This is a genomic window from Spirosoma daeguense (assembly GCF_054776875.1).
In genome coordinates this window covers 726,652-750,397 of record NZ_BAAHBF010000001.1, presented here as the reverse complement: position 1 = coordinate 750,397, position 23,746 = coordinate 726,652, and the positions used below count along the sequence as shown (strand labels likewise).

Genomic DNA, 23,746 nt, shown 5'->3' with positions numbered 1-23,746 from the left:
AGCATAACTCCGCTCATCATAAAGTGGTTTAGTCGTTGCGATAAAAACCCACCTTTTTAGTATCATCGCAGCCGTTTACGCTAACGGCAGGCTACCTCCTTTTTTATGCCCACTGAAACTTTTCTTCAGCGTCAGCAAGAATTTACTCAGGCCGAACAAGCCGCTCAACGTCTATATAACCAACTGGCTTTCTGGCGACTGATTCTGTTTGCAGGCAGTGCGCTGGCAGTCTGGCTGCTCTTTCGTGCTGAGCAGGATATGTTTGCTATTCTGGCGGCATTAGCTGGTATAATCGGTTTTCTGGTTCTATTGAAAAAACACCAGAAAGTTCGTCGTGAGCGTGATTTGAATCATCAACTGGTATTTATTAATCAGGATGAAGCGGCTCGCTTAAAACGCCAGTATCTGCGTCCGGAAACGGGTGAGCAATACGCTAGCCCAACTCATTATTACTCCGGCGATTTAGACGTATTTGGCAAACACTCGCTTTTTCGACTTCTTAATCGGACTCATACGTATGAAGGCCGAAATCGACTGGTAAAGTGGCTTAAATTTCCGGCTGCACCCGATGCTATTCGGCTTCGTCAGATGGCGGCTGCCGAATTGAAACCACAACTCGACTGGCGCCAACAATTTGAAGCCTTAGCTAATCTGGAAGAAACCATAGACCATTCGCCGGAAAAACTGGTAAAATGGGCAACGGTTGCTGAAACACCACTGCCGGGTTATTTGAATAGTGTTCGCTTTATTCTTCCGGCCATTACACTAAGCTTATTTTCTGCCTGGTTGATGGGTCATGTACCCGGCGTAGCTGTTCTTGTTGGAATGGCCGTGCATGGCATGGTGCTGAGTCTGGTTTCGAAGCAGGTGAAAGAAGCAAGTGAACAAACGTTCGATATTTCGAATGCATTAGGGGCCTTCTGGAATTTATTTGAGCAGGCCGAACAGGTAAAGGGTGATACACTTCGGTTAGAAGCTATTCGCAACGTATTGACAGACAATAAACTGTCGGCTTCAGCCGCTGTACGACAGCTTGCCAGCCTGACCGAAGGGCTGAATTTTCGCCGTAATCCCTACTTCTATCTTTTTGTTGGAATCGTTACTCTTTGGGATATTCATTATCTGTTCCGGCTCGAACGCTGGCGAAAAACCTATGGTCCTGATTTGGCGCAATGGTTTAATGCACTTGGCGAGCTGGAAGCACTCAACAGTCTGGCTGGATTTGCTTATGCGCACCCTGACTACGTAACGCCTGATATTGCTGATGAGCAATTAGTACTTGATTTTACGTCGGCAGCTCACCCATTACTTCCTCCCGAACGTAGCATTGCTAACTCGCTGGAAGTAAAGGGAGTTGGGCAAACCCTTCTGATTACTGGTTCGAACATGTCGGGGAAGAGCACATTTCTCAGAACAGTGGGTACCAACGTAGTACTGGCATTGGCGGGTGCCGTTGTAAGTGCCAAGCGTTTCTGGTGTTCGCCCGTGTGCGTGTTTACCAGTATGCGTACACAAGATTCGCTGGAAGAAAGTACGTCGTCATTTTATGCTGAACTGAAACGGCTGCAAACGCTTATCAATCTTACGAAACAACCAGATGCTGAAAACCGCCAGAATGGCAAACAGGTACCTGTACTGTATTTCCTGGATGAAATTTTAAAGGGAACCAACTCTGCCGACCGACATCGCGGAGCCGAAGCGTTGATTCGGCAACTGCATAAAACAACAGCTTCCGGCTTTGTTTCTACCCATGATCTCGAATTGGGCCAGCTTACGGATGCCGATGAGTTTGTGCGTAATTTCCATTTTCAGTCTGATCTCGAGGAGGGAAAATTGATTTTCGATTACAAGCTCCGAAATGGCATTTGCCAGAGTTTCAACGCCAGTCAACTGATGCAGGCTATCGGTATCGACATGGAGGCTGCTCAAAAGTAGAGCCAGTACCAGCGTGGTTTGGGTAATAGCTGAAAGGTTGGCATCGGAATCTTTATATATTTCAGAAGATTCACTATTGCCTTTCCGGCTGCGCTACGTGGTTTTAGGAGTTTTACTACATTGATATCCGGGGCAACGTACCATTCATGTCTACCGCCAAGGCCATCGTTGTGCAGGTTCCAGGTTTCGGCTTCAAGTCCCATTCCAATGGAGAGTTGTAGCCAGTCTGGCCAGCCTTTTTTCCAGTTGTGCCCACCCAAATGTGCTGGCGAAAACGAAAGCCAGTACGTCTGATTGATGTAATCGTCGATCGAAAATCGTTGTACAGGAATGCCGCGTGCGTTAAAATATTTCGGGGTCTGTTGCCAGTAACTAACCTTCCACTGAGCATCGCGTAAAAATCCTGACCGATGTTGAGCCATTGGCCAAAAACCGCCTATAGTACCAAATGCTACGTCGCGCCAGCTAAACCCATACGTTGGCGAATATGCATCCTTGATTTCGATACCTAACTCAACAAAAGCGGCTGAGCCAAAAGCCAACCATTCGGCTTTCTGTTGCGGAACACCCGCCCAACGGAAAGCATTATAATACGTTTCTGCTACAAAACTGCCACCTGCGAAATGAGCAACTTTATCGAGACCACCTGCATACGTCAGATCACGACCTTCATCAAAATGAAAAGGAACTCCTTTACCATTCCACCAGGTACGTTCCAGATAAATATAGGTTGACCCTAACGTGAGTAATGATGAAGCACCTACAGCCCACAGTCTGCTCCGATTTAGTGAATCATTACGTTGCTCATGTAGCTTTTTTGGCAAATTCGGATGTAAAGTATCCTGAAATGTAGTGCAATGTAACCCGTAAAGGAGAAGGAGGATTTTGAATGACATAAGGTTGATAAGACTCAACCTTTGCAAAAAGGTGACATATATTTCTTGTGAAGTCAATTTAGGCCCGCCAATTGATCCTAAAGCGATATAGAACAGGTTTGTCCGTAAAGATTTTAAAGGAATAAGTGGAAAATATCCTGATTTTGCTCAATTTATTTAGTAGTTTATCTGGTTTGTCTCTAAGTTAGTAGGCTGATTATACACGTAACAGAGAGGTGTTTGGTACCTGATTGATTAAGTTGGCCGCTATTTAAACCGCATAACGTACCTCTATATAATGGACCCCAAACTTTCTTGTTTCACAAATAGTATTAACAGCTTTTAGCCAAAAAATACAGATACATCCGCTATTATGATAAACGTTAAAGACGCGCAATTTGGAGCAGTAGGTAATGGGACTGCGAACGACACAAATGCAATCCAGAATGCAGTCAATTATGCAAAAAGCTTAAGCGCGCCCGGTGGCGGGATATATAGGACTACTATTTATTTCCCTGCTGGGTATTATTACATTTCGTCGCCTATAAATGTTACGAATGCTAACGGTATATGGTTAATGGGCGATGGGGGAAGCTACATTAATACGGGAATTATTGGTAATACGGGGGGAGCCATTTTTGATTTTAGCGGTTCTTCCAGTTCTGGTTGTGAAAACTTCTTCTTTCTATCGGGTACTGGTTACGGCGCAACGCGATCTACTATAGGTGCACAGTTTGCACTCACCAACAATGGGGGGTTAAACTGCGGTATTCGGAACTGTTCTTTTCAGATGGAAGATTTTCCAACGGCGAACAATGGAGCTGGTACAATAGGTGTGTTAAATGTGCGATCCGAAGAATTTTATGTACATCAATGTTTAATACGTGCTAATGTTCCGCTTATGTTTAGTTATGCAGCGGCAATATCTATTGGTAGTATAAACTTTACAGCTTCTAGTAATTATCAAGCGTTGGCGTCTGGAACGGGGTCGATGGGAGTTGTGAGTATACAGGCAACTTCTTTGCAAAACTATGAGAAACGTCAGCCTGCTTTGGTGCTGAACGGTACGAATAGTGTTAATTTTCAGGGGTATATAAGTCGACTTACTGCTAATACGGGTTCAAATGAGACAGCCATATTATGTAATTTATATACAACAAATTTATTTATACACGCTACTATAGAATCCTTTTCACAGGTGTTGAAGGCGTTGAGTGGCGGATTTGAAAATAATGAGATAAAGGTGGCTATTGCCAATTCAACTGCCCCTACTACTCCTTTAATTGACGTAACAGGCTGTGTTGTTTTGAATATTAAAGTCCAGATTTCGCTCCCTAATACTGCAGAAAGAGCAAATCGGTATGCACTCTATCATGAAGTACCTGCGAATCCGAATCAGCTAACAGCCGGCTCAGTTATAAACGGAGAGATAATGTGTCATGATGTTTCGAACGAATTTGTTATTTCTCCGGGCCTTCTAAGAAAGTCGTCGAATATATCACTAAACACAAGGGTGCCTTTTGAGAAAAAAGGAGGACGTATCCGGCAATTAATAAGTAACTATGTGAATGCAGGAACGGTGGGAGATAATGGAGATGCTGTGGCGCTTCGATTTACACAGGCGGACAATCCGGCATCACCGAATGGGCGTGGAGGTTATTACCGTATTTGGATCGAAGGTGTTATTCAGGGAGGAAGCTATGGTTCTGGCTCTAGCGCAGCTTTGTCATTTCAGGCACAGATCATGATCAATCAAAGTTATCAGGGAAATATGGATCTGCCTTCCAGTACTGTAATTGTACTTGATAGGAGCGTATCTAGTCCTAATTTTGTAAATATAAATGGCGCAGTTGTAAGCGTAACTTTTGCCAATCGTGTTGGTACCGTATTAGTCTCTCCTAAGGCATCAGGCAGCTTTGTTAATGAGCCTCTTTATTACTCCGGAGTGGCTGAAATTCAAAGTAATTTTTTAGTTTTCGATCCAATTATCTTACAATAGTACGTAGTTGATTTGCCCTGATTGATTTAGAAACGCTAACCAATAGGTCAATATAAATCAGAAAGCCCGATGTGAGTCGGGCTTTCTGATTTATATCAAATATAGTACTTAAAAACGCCAGCGAACAAAGGCTTCGATGGCTTCGTATTCAGCTAAGCCAAGGCGGTTGTATAAGCCAGCCGTAGCCTGATTTCGCTCTTCGGCACGTTGCCAGAATTCGCGAGCATCGCTACCCTGGTATACAACACCGTCTTTCTGAGACTGATGTTTGAAGATACCTAACCGCTTTTTCATCACCTGATCGGGCGACATTGGTACGGCCATTTCAATTTCATGAATATCCCATTCAGCCCAGGCACCCCGGTATAACCACACCCAACAATCTTTCATGAAGTTCTTATGCTTCAATCGACGAACGGCTTCCAATACGGCGTCCAGACAAACCTTGTGGGTTCCGTGTGGATCGGCAAGATCACCAGCGGCATAAATCTGATGCGGTTTTATTTCCTCAATCAGTGCCATCGTGATCTTGATATCGTCTTCGCTGAGGGGCTTCTTTGCAACAGTCCCGGTTTCGTAGAAAGGCATATTCATAAAATGCGCATTCTCGACCGGAATACCGACGAAGCGGCACGTTGCTTTCGCTTCTCCCATACGTATCAGTCCTTTTACATAACGGACTTCTGCCGAATCCACTTCGCTGTCTTTTTTCTCACGAAGGAATGCCGCTGCATCCTGAAAAATACGGGTAGCTTCGGGGCTCTTGATACTGAACTTAGAATTAAAGTCAACTACGAAATCGGTGAAACGTAGAGCTTCATCATCGGCAACGGCAATGTTTCCGGATGTCTGGTAGCCTACGTGTACTTCGTGCCCCTGATCGCGCAGACGCTGGAACGTACCACCCATCGAAATAATATCATCGTCGGGGTGAGGACTAAAAATCAGGCAGCGTTTGTGTGCAGGTAATGCCCGTTCTGGCCGATTAGTGTCGTCAGCATCGGGTTTGCCACCTGGCCAACCTGTAATGGTATGCTGAAGCTGATTAAAAATATCGATGTTGATGTCATACGCTTGTCCGTATTGCGCCAACAGATCACTCATCCCATTGTCGTTGTAATCGCGGTCGGTCAGTTTCAGAATGGGCTTGCCAAGCGTTACTGACAGGTGAGTTACCGCCTTTTTCTTCATTTTGTTGTCCCACACCACCGAATCAACCAGCCAGGGGCTTTTCATGCGGGTGAGTTCTGAAGCAGCGGCTTCATCAATCACAAACAGTGCATTCGGGTGCGTTTGAAGATAGGATGCCGGATTAACTTCAGTTACCGTTCCTTCTACAGCTCCACGAATAACGGGAGCTTTGCGCTCTCCCCAAGCCAGCAATACAACCCGACGCGCACCCAGAATACTCGCTACGCCCATTGTAATGGCTTTGCGGGGAGTTTTGGGTAAACCACCAAAATCGCCAGAAGCAGCAGCACGGGTCGAGTTATCGAGCATCATCAGCCGCGTATGCGAGTTGATGAGGGAACCGGGTTCATTAAAACCAATGTGTCCATTTCCACCAATACCCAACAACTGAAAATCCAGTCCACCAGCCGCTTCAATAGTAGCTTCGTACTGCTTTGCAAAGTCGGCTACTTTGTCGGTACGTAGCGTTCCGTCAGGAACATGGTAATTTCCTTTTGGAATATCAACATGATCGAATAACTGCTCCCGCATGAAACGCCAGTAGCTTTGAATCGAGTCAGGCTCCATGGGGTAATACTCGTCCAGATTGAACGTAACAACATTCTGGAAACTCAATCCTTCTTCCCGGTGCATCCGAATCAGTTCGGCATATACGGTTTTGGGTGAAGAACCTGTGGCTAAACCCAGAATACAGGGTTTGCCTTCACTTTGTTTTTGCCGAATCAGGTCGGCAATTTCCTGTGCTACTGCCCGTGAAGCATCTTTCGCATCGGCATAAATATGCGTTGGAATTTTTTCGTAGGTAATGGCCGATTGAATTGGTCCGCCAGAGGGGGCTGTGCTCAACGATTGTCCATCCGGAGCGTCGAGCGTAGGTGATTCCGATATCATGCGCTACGCGAAGAAAAGGTGGAGCAGCAAAGGTCGGAAAAAAATTAGCCAATTGTCAGATAATTTACGAAGTGAAAGTAATATTTTTAAATTTTTTTATTAACTACATTTGTCGGTATTTCTTCCCGTCGAGCTAGACTATCAGCCTGAACAGCCGTTTCTAACGAAGTCAGTCCATTTTGTTCGGTAATGATTCGATGAGTTTCTGGGTAATGAATGGACTGAGTTTGATCTCGAAACATAAGCCGAAGTATTTCGCTATATATGTGTTGCTTTTCATCGCCAAATCCAAAGCGCAGTTCTATCTGCTGATACGCATCGAACTCTTTATGCCGACCACGTAGCGGTCTATCTTTACCGCCAATATTGGCTGTTACGTTCAGCTGAGCTGCCGGAAATAAATCCATTAAAGCACGCGTAGTTTCTTCATCAACGGCGCAACGTAGCACCATCCGGGTGGGCACCCATTCATAAAGTGTTATGTCTCCACGTTCAAAAAGTAAGCGCATTTCCTGACGATCCATCCGACCTGTCTGCGTGAAGCCGTGATAAAAATTTACCAGTTTTCGGCCTGTTTCATCATCACCATATTCAACAATGGCCTGAACCTGATCTTCAATGTCATTACTGTTAGGACGTTTGATTATCTGAGCTGCTTTTACGGTTCCGTTACCTAACCAACCAGCAAACATGTCGAAGAAATGGACGCCGTGTTCAATGAAAATACCGCCACTTTTGCTACGGTCCCAAAACCAGTGTTGTGGCCCAAGACCTTCGTCACCCGCGTAATTTTCGAAATAACCGTGCAGAAAATCACCGAGAAGCTTCTTATCAATCAGATGCTTTATTCGGGCAAACATCGGATTGTATCGCTGCATCAGATTGGTAACCATCAATAGCCCTTTCTGACGCGCAGTTTCAATCATTTCGCGGCCCTGTTCAGGGTCTATTGCCAGCGGTTTTTCGCAGATAACATGCTTCCCGGCGTTTAGAGCCAGCATGGCTTGTTCGTAATGCAAAAAAGGAGGGGTTGCAATGTAAATCAGATCGATATCTGGGTGACTGACTAGCTCTTCGAGGCTCTCTAACTGTTCGGCACCAAAACGCTTAGCGGTTATTAAGGCTTCTTCGCGTTTTGACCCCGCAATGGCGACCAATTTTGTATGTGGAACCTGTAGGAATTGCTGTGCAGCAAACAGGCCAAATCCACCCATGCCAATAATGCCAAGACCAATTTGACGGTCTTTTGACGCATTTGTTTCCATAAGTTGTTGGGTTGTACGCTCCAGAACAACTCATGCAAACACCTTTATGTTAGCAGAAAAATGTTCATTTAGGCAAATTGTTTGTATCTGGTTACCCGTTTAATCTAGTTAATACGTAGCACGGAACGTGACAGATGCACGAAGTAAGTCTATTCAATCGAAAATTTAACGAGCCACTGCGATACGGTTGCACTACTTAAATCGAAGATGAGATTAGGAAATATTCCCATAACAAATGCCATGATTCCCAGTGGGATAAGTAGTATTTTTTCTCGCGATGTTAGATCCGTCAGGGTAGAACTAGCTTCATGACGTGACCAATAGGGGCCAAAAAACATACGCTGGAGTGTCCAGAGAAAGTAGGCAGCAGCCAGAAGAATACCTGTTGTTGAAATTGCCGCAAACCAGCCGGGTAGCCAGGGCGATTGAAAACTGCCCATCAGTGTAAATAATTCGCCAACAAAACCTGAGAATCCGGGCAGCCCCAGTGAACCGAAAAAGGCAACGGTTGTGAGGATCGTATACTGTGGCATAGGCTGCATAAGCCCTCGATACGAGTCAATACGTCGGTCATGAGTACGGTCATAAACAACTCCGGCAATCAGAAAGAGCATCGATGATAGAACTCCGTGACTAACCATCTGATAGATAGCTCCATTAATGCCTTCGGCTGTTAACGAAGCGACCCCCAGCAAGACAAAACCCATGTGCGATACCGATGAGTAGGCAATCATTTTCTTTAAATCAGCCTGCGCCAGTGCGTTCAGGCCGCCGTATACTATTGATAATACGCCTAAACCGGCCAGCGGTTGCGCATAATCGATAGCAGCATCTGGAAAAAACTGCCAGACAATTCGTAGAAAACCATAACCGCCAATTTTAAGTAGTACTCCGGCTAGTACAACAGATACTGGAGTAGGCGCTTCTACGTGTGCGTCGGGCAACCAGGTATGCACCGGTACAATTGGAAGCTTAATTGCAAAGCCAATAAATACCGCCCAGAAAGCCAGAAAACGTACTGGCAATCCGGCTATGAGTAAAGTTGATTCTGGGTTCAGAAAGGCGTTGGGAAGATAGTTTCCGAAATCATTCAGATAACGCATATCGAACGTATGTACAATTTGCGCGGGATTGATACGTCCTTCCTGAAGATATGTCTGTATAGCTTGAATAATTTCGTCGGTTACAGACGAGGGAGAAGTCGCTAGTCCTGTGGCCACCGCCGTACTGACCGGGTCCATAACCGACAGATAAAGGCCAATCATCACCAAAAGAATCAGCAGCGACCCAAGCAACGTGTAGAGGAAAAACTTTATCGAAGCATACTCCCGACGTGGCCCACCCCATAAACCTATCAAAAAGTACATGGGAAGGAGCATGAATTCGAAAAACAGGAAAAACAGGAAGAAATCCAGAGCCGAAAAGCAACCCATTACAGTGCCTGTCAGTAGCAAATAAAGTGAATGGTAGGCTTTCTGACGATACGTAATAGACCAGGACGCCACTACGCCGATAAGCATAACTACTGCCGATAACACAATCAATGGCAGACTTATACCATCAACACCAACCAGATAATCGATGGATGCAATACCTAGTCGGCCTAGTGGCAGCGTAATCCAGTCGATCTGTTCGAGGAGTTGGTAACCAGCTATAGTTGTATCGAATGAAATATAGGCGAAACTAGCCAAAATCACCTCGATGAACGTAATGATCAACGTAACCCAGCGAAATCGGTCTGCCAGACTATCGGGTAGTACGGCTATCAGCAGAGAGCCAAGTAAAGGCAGAAAAATAAGTAACGAAAGCAGCATACGTAACGTGGGAGTTTCTTCCCCTATAGCCAGAAAAACGAGCCGAAGCCCGCGTTACAAAAGCCACCAGAGCATGAGCAAGAGCCCAACTACGGCAGCCGTGATATATGATTGCACGCGTCCATTCTGAATAGAGCGCGTAAAACGACCTAGCTGACCAATTAACCAGGCAATACCATTTACAAAACCATCGACCCCTAAACGGTCGAGCCCATAGGTCAGATGAGCTAATACAACTGTCGAAATCCCCGCGCCATTAACCACCCGATCAATTCCTCGCTGGTCGGTGCGATTGAGTAACGAAGCAAGTTTTTGAGTTGGAAGAATAATAAAATACTGATACCACGTATCGATAAAGCCGTAATTGACTGAAAGCCGAACGTAGCGTTGGTTAGCTGTGGGTTCAGGCAGTTGAAAGCCTAGCCAGCCGCCTACTAAAACCAGAACAATGGAAACAGGAGCCAGCCACATAAAATGAGCTTCTTCTACCGGTTGAAACAGGTGGTAAGCCCAGCTCGAGTGTGTCGAAAATGGATTCAGTGAAAACCAGACCCAGATAGATAAACCAGCCAGCAGAACAACCGGGCCACGCATCAGCCAGTCGGGTTCATGCGCCTGACTGAGTGGGGCCAGTTCATTGCGATATTGCCCAAAAAAAACCAGTTTTAGCTGACGGGCCATATAAAAGGCCGTGAGTGCCGAAGAAAGAAGGAGAGTGATCGGAATGACGCTAAGAAAACCGTTACGTTGCGCACTGGCCCACTGAAACGCACCACCTAAAATAGCTTCTTTAGAGAGAAATCCGGCAAAAAAGGGTAATCCCGACAAAGCGGCTGCGCAAACTGTGTAGGCCACGAACGTAGTGGGCAGCGATTTACGTAAATTTCCCATTTGTCGCATGTCCTGCGTATTTACGGCATGAATAACGGCTCCTGCGCTCAAAAACAAACCAGCTTTAAAAAAGGCGTGCGTTAACAGATGGAACATTGCCCCTGCTACGTTGCCCGTCCCCATCCCGGCTACCATCAGGCCCAACTGCGAAACGGTTGAGAAAGCGAGCACTTTTTTAATATCAGTCTGGAAAACGGCCGAATAACCTCCCCAGATCGTCGTAATCGTGCCTACCAACGTAACAACGACCAAGGCATCAGGTGAGAGTAGGGGATGGATACGGGCCAATAAGAAAATACCAGCGGCAACCATCGTGGCAGCATGGAGCAAGGCCGATACAGGAGTTGGGCCTTCCATGGCATCGGGTAGCCAGCTTAGCAGTGGAAACTGAGCCGATTTGCCCACGCATCCCATGAAAAGACAAATGCCAAGAATTGTAAGTGGGACAATTCCCTGTTCGTTGGCAACTAACGTAGTGAGTTCGAGCGTATCAAATTGATAATATGTCAGGAAAATGCCGAGTAGAAAACCAGCATCGCCAACCCGATTCATCAAAAAAGCCTTCTTCGCTGCCCGATTAGCGGCTAATCGTTCGGCATAAAAACCGATGAGCAGATAAGACGCCAGCCCTACCAATTCCCAGAATATGTAGAGAACGAGCAGATTTCCTGCCAGCACAATCCCAAGCATGGCCCCTACAAACAGTTGAAGCGATGAAAAGTAACGGCTTAGTTTGGGCTCGTCGTGTAGATAAGAAAGCGAGTAAATCTGAACCAGTAACGCAATGAAATGGACCACTATCAGCATCACGGCTGTTAACGTATCGGCCTGAAAACTAATGCCAAATGATACGGTCGACAGGGTTGCCCATGCTACGTTGATCGTTTGCGTTTGAGGTAATGTATGAAACGCCTGATAAATCGAAAGAGCTAAACCAATTCCCGTCAAACTTATAGCCAGCATACCAGCCAGCCTACGCCCTGTTGCGATTACCAGCAAAGCTCCTACGAACGGTAAACAGAGCAACGTAGTAATAAGCAGAGGGAATGGTAAGAGCATGGAAGGTGGCATTCGGATTAGAGGAATTTCGGCGCAAATATCCCGATTAAGAAATAGGGAACCAAACTACATTTAAGCAGTTTTTAACCAACCTGTTATACTGAGCCGCTCGCGGGTGGCAGGTAAGACCTCATGCTCAAGCTGAGCGCTTTCAAAACAAACCAGCCGTCCAGCTATTGGGTTGATACGTATCTGTTGTTCTGGCTGGTCATTTTTTTTGGGTAGATAAACGGCCAGTTGGCCACCGTCCGACTCTTGCCAATCGGAATTTAGGTAACAGATAACCGAAAGTTTTCGCCGGGAATCGCTACGGAATTGATCAAGATGGCGTTTGTAGAATGTGCCGGGTGGATACAGGGCGTAATGACATTCAAATTCTCGTAGACCCAAATAACAGGTTTGATTAACGTATTCGACAAAAGCATCGATTCGTTGCAGAAAGACGGCTTCATCGGGTGTTGCTGTTGCCTTTTCGAGCCATAGAATTTCGTCGCCCCGAATGGCTTTCTCGACTATAGTCTGCTGATTGCCAATACCCGCTGCTCGAAATTGCCCGTTTGTGTGTCGTTGGTGTAACTGATGAATTAGCAATTCGACTTCATGATTCGCCAGAAAGTTGTCGGCAACGCCATAACCATCGGTCAAAATGCCATCGATAATGTTTTCAAAGAGGGCTATGGTTTCGGGAGAGTTAGTAAGGCTATGCATAGATTATAAGAAAGCATAAGCGCCATAATGATACGTAGCAAAATCCTGATGATTTCAGACTGTGCAGCAGTATGCATATGGCTTTGTTGTGGCGGTTGATACGCTAGTTGGTTTTGTATGTAGGAGCGCTTTTGCCGGAGCTTTTATAAAAGCGATTCCGGTTGAACGGCTCAATTGAGTAACTTTGTCTTTTATAATGAACAAATTGCCCGAATGGTTTCTGTAATTATTCCGACTTATAATGCGGCCTCTTATTTGCCTTCTTTGTTGAAATCTCTGGAAGAACAGACGCAGCCACATGAGTTAATCATTATTGACTCAGAGTCGAAAGACGAAACCTTATCGATCCTGCAAAGCCGTAACATTGCCGTCCATTCTATTCCGAAAGGCACATTCAATCACGGAGGCACCCGAAATCTTGGGGCCGAATTGGCACATAACAACATTCTGGTATACCTCACGCAGGATGCCTTACCGGCTCGTAAAGATACATTGGAGAATATAGTTACTATGCTGCAAGGCCGGAATGATATGCCTATGGCGTATGGAAGGCAATTGCCCTATCCCGATGCCAGTGTATTAAGCCAGTTTGCCCGATTGACCAATTATCCGCCCCATAGTTTGTTGAAATCGAAAGATTTGATACCCAAATTGGGAATTAAAACCTGCTCTTGTTCTAATTCTTTCGCGGCTTATCGTAAAGATAAACTGGTTGAAAGCGGTGGATTTCCGGTAGATGTGATTTTAGGGGAGGACGTAACGGTGGCTGCCCGCTTTATTCTTGACGGACAGATACTTGGCTATTGTGCCGAAGCCGAAGTGTACCACTCACACAACTACACGATTACGGAAGAGTTTAAACGTTATTTCGATATAGGCGTTTTTCACCACGAACAACGGGAATTCATCGACCAATTTTCCCGCGCTGAATCGGAAGGTGTTACTTATATTCTTGATGAAGTGAACTACCTGATAAAAAACTCACACGCTGGTCTTATTCCTGAGCAGTTTATACGTACTGTGGCGAAGTACGTAGCCTATAAAGCTGGACGTTGGCATGAGAAATTACCTGTTTCACTGAAGCGAAAGTGGAGCATGCACGCGTTTTTCTGGAAGTGAGATTTTTCTGTAAAGACGTAATAGACGCTGTGTTTCTAATTATTTAACTCGTTCAGTTCATCGACCTGAGCGGTTCGGAAGTGGCGGTATACCTGTAAAACAATCGCCAAAGCTACCGCCGATTCAGCGGCCGCTACGACCATCACAAATAAAGCCAGCATTTGTCCCTGCAATCGATTGGGGTCATATTGGCTAAAAGCGACCAGATTAATATTAACGGCATTCAACATAAGCTCAATGCCCATCAGTACGACAATCGCATGCCGTTTCAGGATCACCACTGCCAGCCCGATACTGAAGAGGGCTGCGCCAACTACCAGAAATAAATAACTATCAACGGGCTGCATTTCGAGAGTTTTTGGTTGTTGGTGAGGCTAAATAAGCGGCTCCTACTAGGGCTGCCAGCAAGAGAATGCCAGCTATTTCGAAGGGTAATACGTACTCCGTCATTAACTGCTTGCCGATCACGTCAATTGTACTTTGCCAACCGACCGGATTTGTTAGTATAGAAAAATTCGCCCGAAAGATTAGCGCACACAAAGCCGAAAACAGACCAATTGTTAGCAACAAGGCAAGGAGCCAACTCCAGCTATTCCCCCGGTTCTGTGATAAAATCGTGTTTGGTTGCTGACTACCAGCATCGGTAGGTAATGGCCGTTTGTGAGTGAGCATCACACCAAAAATGACCAGCACGAGCACACCGCCTACGTAAATCATGATCTGCGCAATGGCCAGAAAATCGGCACTAGCCAGCACAAATAAACCTGATACGCCCAATAAGGTGAGTAGCAGGAAGAAAGCTGCATAAAGTACGTTACGCGTTACCAGAACAGCCAGACCACCAAAAAGTGTAAGCGCGGCAAAGGCATAAAATGCTATCTGAACCAATTGACAATATTATTTTTTGACTACTACGTTTCGTTATCTGTCTTGGGTTTAGGCTTCATAGTTGGTCGGAAAGCCGGTTTGGGCTTAGGTTGTTCGACCTCTGGCGTCTCTGATAGACTGCTGGCATTATCCAACCCTACTTCGTTTTTTATATCTTCCGATGGCTTTACTGAAACAGAAGACGGCTTCATGGTAGGCCGGAAAGCTGGCTTAGGCTTCGGAGGCTCTGCTGGTAAAGTTGGCTCCTGCGCACTTTGCTCTAGTACCTTGGCTATCTCTTCCGACGCAGGTTTAGTCGGTTTCATAGTTGGCCGGAAAGCTGGTTTAGCAATCGGTTTTTCTGGCTCTGCCGATATATTCGATTGTAACGTAGCATTGGGTGTCGATCTTACATCTGTTACGTCTTTCTGAGGCTTTGAAGGAACTGATGCTGGCTTCATAGTAGGCCTGAAAGCCGGTTTGGGTGTTTCTGCCTGCATAGCTGGCTCCGACGCACTTTGCTCCGACGTAGTGGTTGCCTCTTCCGATACTGGCTTAGCCGGTTTCATAGTTGGCCGGAAACCTGTTGGTTTGGGTTTCGGCGTTTCTGTTTCCACTGGCACATCCGTAGGCGATTCTTCAGTCGACTCCAGCACCGCTTTCGGGGGCTTCATGGTAGGCCTGAAAGCTGGTTTGGGTGTTGGTGTATTAGCAGGAGTGGCGTCTGAATTTTCTGCCGGAGTTGACGCCGGTTTCATAGTTGGCCGGAAGCCGGCTGGTTTAGCAATCGGTTTAGGCGACTCAGGAGTCGGTTCGGCTTGGCTATCGGGCTCAGGCTTCGACTGATTTTCAGGCAGAGTCGACTTAGAAACAGCAGATGCTCCTGGCTTCATGGATGGCCGGAAAGGAGCCGGTTTAGGCTTGGGAGATTCTGCTTCTGGATCTACGGTAGCTTGCTCCGAAGACGTCTGCTCTGCTTTGGATTCCTCGGTTGGTATGTCAGTGACGCTTGTTTTAGGCTTTTGTGTAGGCCGAAATACGGGCCTTCTTGTCGACTCAATCCCTCCTTGTGCAATCCGTTCCATTTCGGTTGGAGTTGCGTCTGTGGATGGATGTTCAATAGAAGATCCTTCGGAGTTTTCTGGCGATTTTTCGGCAGGTGGTGTTGCCATAGGCTTCGCTGTCGGGCGAAACACAGGACGCGGTGGACCTGCTGGCTTCGCCAACGTATCGCCTTCAATAGTGGTTGCCTTCGGTGGAGTCTTAGCCGTTACGGCATTCCTTTTTGCTTCCTCTTTTTCCCGTAGGAATTGATCGTATAAAGCTCGTTTTTCGTCTGCCTGATCAGGAGTAAGGTTCGTGAAATTGTAGGTTAGTTTACCCAGTTCGAACTCACTATAGTCGAACTTTTTGTCCATCGTCAGGCATTCTGTCGGACAAACAACGGTGCAAAGACCACAATAGCAACACTTTGCCATGTCGATGTCAAACTTACCTGCATACAATCGAATAGGTGAACCATCTGAAGCACGCCCTACCTCTTCGGTAGCCTTAATGGCATCGATGGTGATGCAATCGACCGGGCAAACTTTCGCGCATTTATCACAGACAATACAATCGTCAATTTCGTTACGTAACCGATAGCGCCCATTATCTGGAATGGGAAGCTGCTCGTGGGGATATTGAAGCGTAACTAAACCATTTTGCTGATCGAAATAGGTTTCGCTGCTTATGCCCTCGTTGGTCCGTTGCTTCGTTGCATTACGCAGGTGCTTTAGTGTCAGACTGAGCCCTTTAAGCGTAGTACGGATACCAGATTGTATGTCTTTAAAATAAGTCATAAGGCGATAGCTGTCAGTCGTCAGTTGTAGAATCACACTATTGACTGACGACTAATAGCTATATTTTGGGGTATCTGTCGGGTTCGGCTTCACTCATGAGCGCGTAGACGGCTTCGAATATATCGTCGACGTTTGGTTTCGAGAAATAATCGCCATCAGAACCATAAGGAGGACGGTGGGCTTTGGCCGATATAGTACGTGGCGGTGAATCCAGATAACGATACGCATTCTGGTTCTCAACAACTTGCTGCATCATATAAGCCGACGCACCACCCGGTACGTCTTCATCGGCAAAAATGACCCGATTTGTTTTCTTTATTGAGTCGACAATGCTATGGTGTACGTCGAATGGCAGCAATGTTTGCACATCAATTACTTCTACGTTGATACCCAGCTGCGCTAACTGATTGGCCGCTTCCAGCACAATCCGGCACATCGACCCATACGTAACAACTGTCACATCGGTTCCGGTACGTAGCGTTTCTGGAACGCCCAACGGTATGCAGAATTCGCTCAGGTTTTCGGGCAATCGCTCCTTAAGTCGATAGCCATTCAGCGATTCAATAAGTAAAGCTGGGTCGTCGCCCCGAATAAGCGTATTATAAAAACCAGCCGCCTGAGTCATGTTTCGGGGAACCACTACGTGTAATCCGCGAAGACTGCCAAGCATGGCACTCATTGGCGAACCAGAATGCCAGATGCCTTCCAGGCGGTGTCCTCTGGTACGTATAATCACGGGTGCTTTCTGACCTCCTTTTGTTCGATAGAGCAACGTAGCCAAATCGTCGGTCAGGGTAGCTAGAGTATAATAAACGTAATCGAAATATTGAATTTCAACGATAGGACGTAGCCCGCGCATAGCTAGACCAATACCTTGTCCAATAATGGTAGTTTCGCGGATGCCAGTGTCAGTGATACGTATCTCGCCGAATTTTTCCTGTAAACCAGCAAATCCCTGATTCACATCGCCAATCTTACCAACATCTTCGCCCAAAGCTACTACACGCGGATCGCGCGAAAACAGATTGTCGAAATAATGCTGAAGAAGCTGATAGCCATCCATCACCAGACTATCGTCGGTAAATTGAGGAGCTACCCCTTTTATAAGCATTGGCGAATCGGGCGATTCGCTGTAGAGATGCGAATGGAATCGGCCAGCATTATCGGTATCAACACGTTGCAGCCAAGTCTGTAATTCTTGGCGGACGGGGCTATTATCAAGCCGAAGAATACGTAGTGCTTTACGTACAGCCGTAACGGCATCGCGACGTAGTGGCATCACTTCCCGGCGTAGTTCTTCTCGAAGAGCCATCAAATCCGTCGATTTGGCATGATGACGGGCCGCCTGCTGAAGTAGATCAAGAGCTGCGTCATAATCGCTTTTCATTGATTCCTGAAATGCTTTCCAGGCACTTGCACGGGCCAGCTTTATGACCTCCTTGGATTCGGCTTCAATTGTTTCGAGTTCTTCGTTGCTGGCATAGCCGTTCTCAAGAATCCACTGGCGAAAAATTCGATTACAGTCGTGCTCGGTTTCCCACTGAAGCCGCTCTTTCGATTTATAGCGTTCGTGCGAACCTGAGGTTGAATGACCTTGAGGTTGGGTTAGATCTTGGACATGAACCAGTACTGGAACGTGCTCTTCACGGCAGATATTGGCTGCCTGCTGATACGTTTCCAGAAGTGCTACGTAGTCCCAGCCTTTAACGGTTAAAATTTCGATACCTTTTTCGTCTGCATCGCGCTGAAAACCTGCCAGTGCTTTTGAGATATTTGCTTTTACTGTCTGGTATTCAACAGGCACCGATATACCATAGCCATCATCCCATACCGACATCATTAGAGGTACCTGCAGCACAGCAGCCGCATTCATTGTTTCCCAGAACATTCCCTGCGACGTAGACGCATCACCAATAGTTGCAAAAACGATTTCGTTGCCGTTATGCGAAAAATTGGTAAGATGATTTAGGGCCGGATTGTTACGGAAGAGTTTAGAAGCATAAGCCAGACCAACTGAACGCGGAATCTGACCAGCCGTTGGAGAAATATCACAAACCGAATTATAAAGTTCGGTTTGATTACGCCATAAACCCTGCTCGTTGAGCCAGCGGGTTGCGTAATGGCCGTTCATTGATCTCCCCCCCGTATTAGGTTCGGCTTCTAAATCGGTATGAGCGTAAAGCTGGGCAAAAAATTCTGTCCAGCTAAGTTCGCCAAGAGCAGCTACAAAGGTTTGGTCGCGGTAATAACCGGATCGAAAATCTCCACGATTAAACGCACGGACGGCCGCTAGTTGGGCAAGTTCTTTTCCATCGCCAAATATTCCAAACTTAGCTCGCCCCCCCATAACGTCACGCCGACCTAGTAAACTCGCCTGTCGGCTTTCGCAAGCTAACCGGTAGTCAGATAGGATTTTTTCACGACTTAAAATATCAGTCGAGCGGAGTTGTTCGTTTGCTATCACAACAGAGCTACGGATTGAAATCGTCAAACAATTACTTTATCAATAGTGTGGTTAGTTTCGGTCACATGCACAAGCATGCGGTAGTAAAAGTAAGGTAAAACAAGTCAGCTTTCAAAAAAACGATTTTTTCAGTTTCTTTGTTGAATAGATAAATGCCGTAAGGGTTTGGCAAACAGTTTGCTCTGGCATTGTTCTAAGGTATTAGTATTTTAACAATCAAATCATAATTCCGTTTAGTCCAATGAAAAAGTTTTTTTCACTTTTTGTAGCTTTATTTGTGTTTGTCGCAGTTGGCTACGCCCAGAAAGGAGTCATGAAGTTTGCCAAAGAAACGCATGACTTCGGCAAAGTTGAACAGGGCAAACCAGTAACGCACGTATTTGAGTTTAAAAATACGGGTACTGATCCTATCGTTATCAGCGACGCGCAGGCATCTTGCGGTTGCACCAAACCAAGCTGGACGCGTGAGCCTGTTCTGCCTGGCAAAACGGGTACGGTATCAGCTACCTACAATGCTGCGGCTGCTGGCCCATTCAATAAATCGGTAACGGTTACGAGCAATGGCGAATCAGGACAGATCGTGTTATATCTGAAAGGTGAAGTTGTAACACAGAAAGAGGCTGAAACAGCTGCTGCACCTGCTGGTGCGCCTGCCGTTAAAGACAAGAAAAAAGCTACAAAAACATCCCGCTAATTACTGAAGGGTTAATAGTGTGGTCATGAAAGGCATCTGGTTGTTTACCGGATGCCTTTTTCTTGTTCCACTACGTAGTGATTCAAATACAATCGTTTTACTACGTAGTGAATGGGTTTATGAGTTCAGAACACATCGTTAAGCTGCCGTAAAACAAGAATTAACTCAAAATACAAATACCCTTCAAAAAGCTAGCCTTTTGAAGGGTATTTGTATTTTGAGTCAGTCAAAAAGTTAAGTCTATTTCGCGAGTCCTAAACTAACTAGCCATGCTTTGCAACTCTCAGGCCACGTATTTAATGAGCCAAATTTTGCCGTGCGGAGCCCATAGCCGTGTCCGCCTTGTGAATACAAATGCATTTCGGCTGGGACTTGATTTTTGAGACAAGACAGATAAAAATTTATACTGTTTTCAACGGGAACGGCTTTGTCATCTTCTGAATGCACAAGAAACGTAGGCGGGGTTTTCGAAGTTACCTGTAATTCGTTCGAGTAGTAGGCCAGCAGATCTGCCGACGTATTCAAATTGCCCAGTAATTTATCGCGGGAGCCAGTATGTGCTTTATCGCCAAACGTAACAACAGGATACATCAGAATCGCAAAATTAGGTTTCGCCTGTTCGCTAGCTTTCGGGCCCATATGATAATGAGTCGCTAACGTAGCAGCTAAATGACCGCCTGCCGAAAAACCCATTACGCCAATTTTAGTAACGTCCAGACCATATTTAGCAGCATTCTGGCGAATAAGTGTCATTCCCTGCATGGCATCCATAAGCGGAACTTCATGTTGGTTAGTCATAATTGCCGGGTTAGGCAACCGATACTTCAACACAAAAGCGGTAATGCCTAAGTTGTTAAACCATTTCGCAACATCGGAACCTTCGTGACTTGCGGCCAGAATGCCATATCCCCCACCTGGACAAATCATAACCGATGCACCCGTTGCTTTTTCCTTAGGTGGTAAATAGACCGTAAGCGTAGGAACTGATACGTTACTAATCCGCAAAATTCCAGTTGCGTCAGTCTCCGATTTTTCAGTGATCGACGTACCGGCTATAGCGTTTGGAATGGCATTGTCGGGCCAGAGTTTGATAATTTCCTGAGCAGAGGTAAGTTGAGGCAACGTAGTGGCAATAAGCATACTAAATAGCAGCGAGCGCATAACGATACGTATTAATTAGCTATAGTGAAATTGTATAAAGTCAGCTCAGCGGCTGGCTTTACTCATATTTCTACCTCGCTACTCTCATCGCTGATCTTCTCAGCAGTACTGCTTCCCAGTACATCGATTAATTCTTTAACCCGATAAACGGTTGTATTGTACCGATTGCCAAGCATAATGATGACGTACTCATCTTTGGGGCTAAACCAGAACATGGTGTTATAACCCTTCCACCAGCCCGAATGGTATATAAATTCAGGCTGATTCTCATCATTCAGCATCATGCGGAAGCCATAGCCGTAATTTTTAGCGCCCTTACGTTCAAAACTTCGGGGTATGAATGCCTCGGCCAGCCGCTTTTTCGGCAATACACAATCACCGTTCAGGGCTTGGTACCACCTGAAAAGATCGCCTATTGTTGAGTAGATACCTTTGTCGCCTACTACGTCGTCGTAATAATCTTTTGGAATTCGTCTGTTCCATTGGTAACCAGCCGTTCGATGATGATTGATCGAGTCGTTTTTCGTTGTTGCTACGAACGTATGGTGCATGCCAAGTGGCTCGAAGATGGTCTTATGAATAAACGACTCGTAGCTTTGGCCAGTACATTTTTCAATAATAGAAGCCAGCACCATATAATTGGTGTTGCTATAGCTAAACCCACGACCGGGAATATTATAGGCTTTGGGTGTTGGTTGTACCGTTGCAAACCAGTGCATAATGGTAGCATTCGTAGGATAAGGTTTTTCCTTTTTGTAGAAATTGACCTTCATGCTATCGTCAAATGCATACTGATAGTTTGGCAATCCGCTTCGATGGCTCAATAATTCGCGAATGCTAATGCCGTGATATGGGAAATCGGGATAGAATTTCTGAATTGTATCCTCAAACTTTAGCTTGCCTGCATCGATCAGTTTAAGCGTAGCAACGGCGGTAAATGTTTTGGATAACGAAGCCAGTTGAAATTTTGAATCTTCAACCAACGTATCACGTTGATTTCGTTCAAAATGCCCCAGACCAAAGCAGTTTTTGTATAGCACAATGCCCTTCTGGGCAATGAGTACATTGCCATTTAATCCACCACGCACTTTTTGCTGAATAATTTCTTCAATAAGCCGGGTTTTCTCATCGGCGTTTATCTGTTGCCGAATAGCCTGCTCCTGATTTGAGGTAAGCTCCTGACCATCGGCACAGTTACGTAGTGCCCGCGTTACGCGATTCAGTTTTTTTTCCTGACCACAAGAAACGCCTAATGCAAGTATAATTAGAATACTAAACCACTTACTCATCTTATTCATCCGCACTATCCCCACTCGCTACTGTACTACGTACTGTTTATGAACTGTAACAAAAATAAGCATTGCAAACTATTTGCAACGGACACAACCCATAAAAACGTGTTAAAATTCGCTAGTGGTCTAAACTAAAACCTACTTCGCGGTGACACAATTATTGGACGACTTCCGCCTAACACGCCTGCTTTTCGAATGCCGATAAATAATCCGATGCTTGGAGGAAGCAAATCACCAAGGTCGAATGCTAAAGAACTATTCAATTCAGATCCTCCCAAAATATTTAGTGGAACAGAAGCGGCCACTAAGCCTGAAAATTGCATGGGCTGATTAGGATATGGAGTCGGATATGTACCCGCGTTTCGGCTAAGAGATAGCTTCGTTGTTAGCTTCACATCGTCGAATAAAACACCAGTTAAACCAAGATGGAGAAGGCTGACCCGGTTATTGGTAATACCAGGCCGTAGGGGTAAAGTTGAGCGCACTTCAGCCGTAGGGGTAAGAAAAGGAGTCCCTACTGTACGGCCAAAATAAGTCCATCCATCCGGATATTGGGAATTATTAAAATAATCGTCTCGACCGCGACGTTGGGGATCGTGTAGATCGAACGTATCGCCCCCCTGACTTCCTGTGTACAAATATTCAATTGTGATCTGGTTTATATAGAAGTCACTTCGTAGACCACCTGAATGTTTTGGCCGTATGCGCAGACCGTTTAATCCATCTTCTAAATTGGTTCCATAAAAGAGTGAACCGTCGTCATAGAAAAATTGCCTGTATGCATAGAGATTAAAAGAGTTAAAATCCATCTCTGCCGCAAAATCAACAGAGCCAAGGTGATTACCAATCCGATTTTCCTCAAAACGTGTAATGGTCTGAATCGATTGATCATCGGGGAATGGATTGCGAGTGCCTAAAACAACGGCTGGAAAATATTTGAGCGCAGAGGGAAGCTTACCATCTACCGATACTGTAGGGTCGAGGTTATTCGAATAGCCTCCCCACATAACTTGATGATTCATGCCCCCATAGAGTTTAAATGGCCATGAGTTTTTGCCAATTCGACCGTAAAAAGATGATTGGTGTAAGAAAGTCCCCCGCACTATTCGCCCTTGATTTTCGAACCATCCATGCGAAAACGTTCCCATAACAGACAGTACGCCTTTTGTGAAAGGAATAGCCGTGAATGTGGGTATGGAGAGTTGAATTTTGGGAAATGGTAAGGAATTTCCAGACCAGATATAAGATCCTGAGGTTAGTAACGTATCAACTAAGCCAATAACTTCTTTACGTCGTCCTGCATAGAGTTCAAAAGCACCCAGACGCCCCTTTAAATAAGCTTCAGTAATTAAAAACTGAGGAGTTGAACCAATATTGGCTACGATGTTTGTTCCATAACCCCAATCTGCCTTTGGTCGATATCCTAAACTATCGGATGGTTTATAATCTGATTGTAGCGAACCTTTCAGTTGTAAGAAAGATCCATCAAGAGGTACTGTTCCATACTGATTGGCACGTAACCAGAATGGGTTTTGACCTGATGATAACAGCCCTCCGACTGATAAGTCATAATTATTCGTTCGCTGACTATAAACTGTATTGCATATACAGAAGCAGAAAAAACAAACTAATGCTCGAAAAGAGGAAAATAGCATAGGTAAAGTGCCCTGCTTGTAACTG

17 protein-coding genes are annotated in these 23,746 nt (G+C 45.6%); 4 read left to right on the top strand and 13 right to left on the bottom strand.

Annotated features, from left to right (window positions below; all coding sequences use genetic code 11):
- The first annotated feature begins 105 nt into the window (after positions 1 to 105).
- The gene (locus ACYVD4_RS02805; protein ID WP_460942176.1) at positions 106 to 1,935 is read left to right on the top strand and encodes a MutS-related protein; all 1,830 of its coding nucleotides are present in this window, start codon (positions 106 to 108) and stop codon (positions 1,933 to 1,935) included.
- On the opposite strand, the gene ACYVD4_RS02800 is transcribed toward ACYVD4_RS02805, so the two are convergent.
- Positions 1,926 to 2,759 carry a DUF2279 domain-containing protein gene (locus ACYVD4_RS02800; protein WP_460942174.1) on the bottom strand — a complete coding sequence of 278 codons (834 nt, stop codon included), beginning with the start codon at positions 2,757 to 2,759 and terminating at the stop codon, positions 1,926 to 1,928. The two genes, ACYVD4_RS02805 and ACYVD4_RS02800, sit on opposite strands and share 10 nt — an antisense overlap.
- Positions 2,760 to 3,183: 424 nt before the next feature.
- On the opposite strand from ACYVD4_RS02800, the gene ACYVD4_RS02795 reads away from it, so the two are divergent.
- A complete protein-coding gene (locus ACYVD4_RS02795) occupies positions 3,184 to 4,809 on the top strand; it encodes a glycosyl hydrolase family 28-related protein (RefSeq protein WP_460942172.1) in 1,626 nt (541 codons plus the stop codon).
- Positions 4,810 to 4,917: 108 nt separating this feature from the next.
- Here the strand turns inward: ACYVD4_RS02795 and nagB are convergent, their stop codons facing one another.
- The 5 genes from nagB to ACYVD4_RS02770 form a co-directional block, all read right to left on the bottom strand.
- Entirely contained in the window at positions 4,918 to 6,891 is a 1,974-nt protein-coding gene (gene nagB, locus ACYVD4_RS02790; protein WP_460942170.1) for a glucosamine-6-phosphate deaminase, read from the bottom strand.
- A gap of 86 nt (positions 6,892 to 6,977) precedes the next feature.
- Positions 6,978 to 8,156, bottom strand: coding sequence for a Gfo/Idh/MocA family protein (locus tag ACYVD4_RS02785; RefSeq protein ID WP_460942168.1), 1,179 nt, complete (start codon positions 8,154 to 8,156; stop codon positions 6,978 to 6,980).
- A 149-nt stretch (positions 8,157 to 8,305) separates the two neighbouring features.
- Positions 8,306 to 9,970: a complex I subunit 4 family protein gene (locus ACYVD4_RS02780; protein WP_460942166.1), complete on the bottom strand. Its 1,665-nt coding sequence runs from the start codon at positions 9,968 to 9,970 to the stop codon at positions 8,306 to 8,308.
- Between the two features lie 54 nt (positions 9,971 to 10,024).
- Entirely contained in the window at positions 10,025 to 11,920 is a 1,896-nt protein-coding gene (locus ACYVD4_RS02775; RefSeq protein WP_460942164.1) for an NADH-quinone oxidoreductase subunit 5 family protein, read from the bottom strand.
- Positions 11,921 to 11,992: 72 nt separating this feature from the next.
- The gene (locus ACYVD4_RS02770; RefSeq protein WP_460942162.1) at positions 11,993 to 12,628 is read right to left on the bottom strand and encodes a 2OG-Fe(II) oxygenase; all 636 of its coding nucleotides are present in this window, start codon (positions 12,626 to 12,628) and stop codon (positions 11,993 to 11,995) included.
- A gap of 213 nt (positions 12,629 to 12,841) precedes the next feature.
- On the opposite strand from ACYVD4_RS02770, the gene ACYVD4_RS02765 reads away from it, so the two are divergent.
- Positions 12,842 to 13,747, top strand: a complete 906-nt coding sequence (locus ACYVD4_RS02765; RefSeq protein WP_460942161.1) for a glycosyltransferase family 2 protein — start codon at positions 12,842 to 12,844, stop codon at positions 13,745 to 13,747.
- 35 nt (positions 13,748 to 13,782) lie between these two features.
- Here the strand turns inward: ACYVD4_RS02765 and nuoK are convergent, their stop codons facing one another.
- Genes nuoK through ACYVD4_RS02745 form a run of 4 tightly spaced genes read right to left on the bottom strand, consistent with a single transcriptional unit; the run spans position 13,783 to position 18,919 of the window.
- The gene (gene nuoK / locus ACYVD4_RS02760) at positions 13,783 to 14,094 is read right to left on the bottom strand and encodes an NADH-quinone oxidoreductase subunit NuoK (RefSeq protein ID WP_460942159.1); all 312 of its coding nucleotides are present in this window, start codon (positions 14,092 to 14,094) and stop codon (positions 13,783 to 13,785) included.
- Positions 14,081 to 14,635, bottom strand: a complete 555-nt coding sequence (locus ACYVD4_RS02755; protein WP_460942157.1) for an NADH-quinone oxidoreductase subunit J family protein — start codon at positions 14,633 to 14,635, stop codon at positions 14,081 to 14,083. The genes nuoK and ACYVD4_RS02755 overlap by 14 nt, the downstream gene beginning before the upstream one ends.
- Before the next feature lie 23 nt (positions 14,636 to 14,658).
- Positions 14,659 to 16,455: a 4Fe-4S dicluster domain-containing protein gene (locus ACYVD4_RS02750; RefSeq protein WP_460942155.1), complete on the bottom strand. Its 1,797-nt coding sequence runs from the start codon at positions 16,453 to 16,455 to the stop codon at positions 14,659 to 14,661.
- A gap of 58 nt (positions 16,456 to 16,513) precedes the next feature.
- Positions 16,514 to 18,919 carry an alpha-ketoacid dehydrogenase subunit alpha/beta gene (locus tag ACYVD4_RS02745; RefSeq protein WP_460942153.1) on the bottom strand — a complete coding sequence of 802 codons (2,406 nt, stop codon included), beginning with the start codon at positions 18,917 to 18,919 and terminating at the stop codon, positions 16,514 to 16,516.
- Positions 18,920 to 19,160: 241 nt separating this feature from the next.
- Here ACYVD4_RS02745 and ACYVD4_RS02740 point away from each other — a divergent pair, with 241 nt between their 5' ends.
- Entirely contained in the window at positions 19,161 to 19,613 is a 453-nt protein-coding gene (locus tag ACYVD4_RS02740) for a DUF1573 domain-containing protein (RefSeq protein WP_460942151.1), read from the top strand.
- Positions 19,614 to 19,853: 240 nt separating this feature from the next.
- On the opposite strand, the gene ACYVD4_RS02735 is transcribed toward ACYVD4_RS02740, so the two are convergent.
- From ACYVD4_RS02735 to ACYVD4_RS02725, 3 genes are all read right to left on the bottom strand, one after another.
- Entirely contained in the window at positions 19,854 to 20,774 is a 921-nt protein-coding gene (locus ACYVD4_RS02735) for an alpha/beta hydrolase (protein ID WP_460942149.1), read from the bottom strand.
- Positions 20,775 to 20,836: 62 nt separating this feature from the next.
- Complete coding sequence (locus ACYVD4_RS02730) at positions 20,837 to 22,063, bottom strand: serine hydrolase domain-containing protein (RefSeq protein WP_460942147.1); 1,227 nt, start codon at positions 22,061 to 22,063, stop codon at positions 20,837 to 20,839.
- Between the two features lie 134 nt (positions 22,064 to 22,197).
- Complete coding sequence (locus ACYVD4_RS02725) at positions 22,198 to 23,721, bottom strand: capsule assembly Wzi family protein (RefSeq protein WP_460942145.1); 1,524 nt, start codon at positions 23,719 to 23,721, stop codon at positions 22,198 to 22,200.
- Between the last annotated feature and the right edge of the window lie 25 nt (positions 23,722 to 23,746).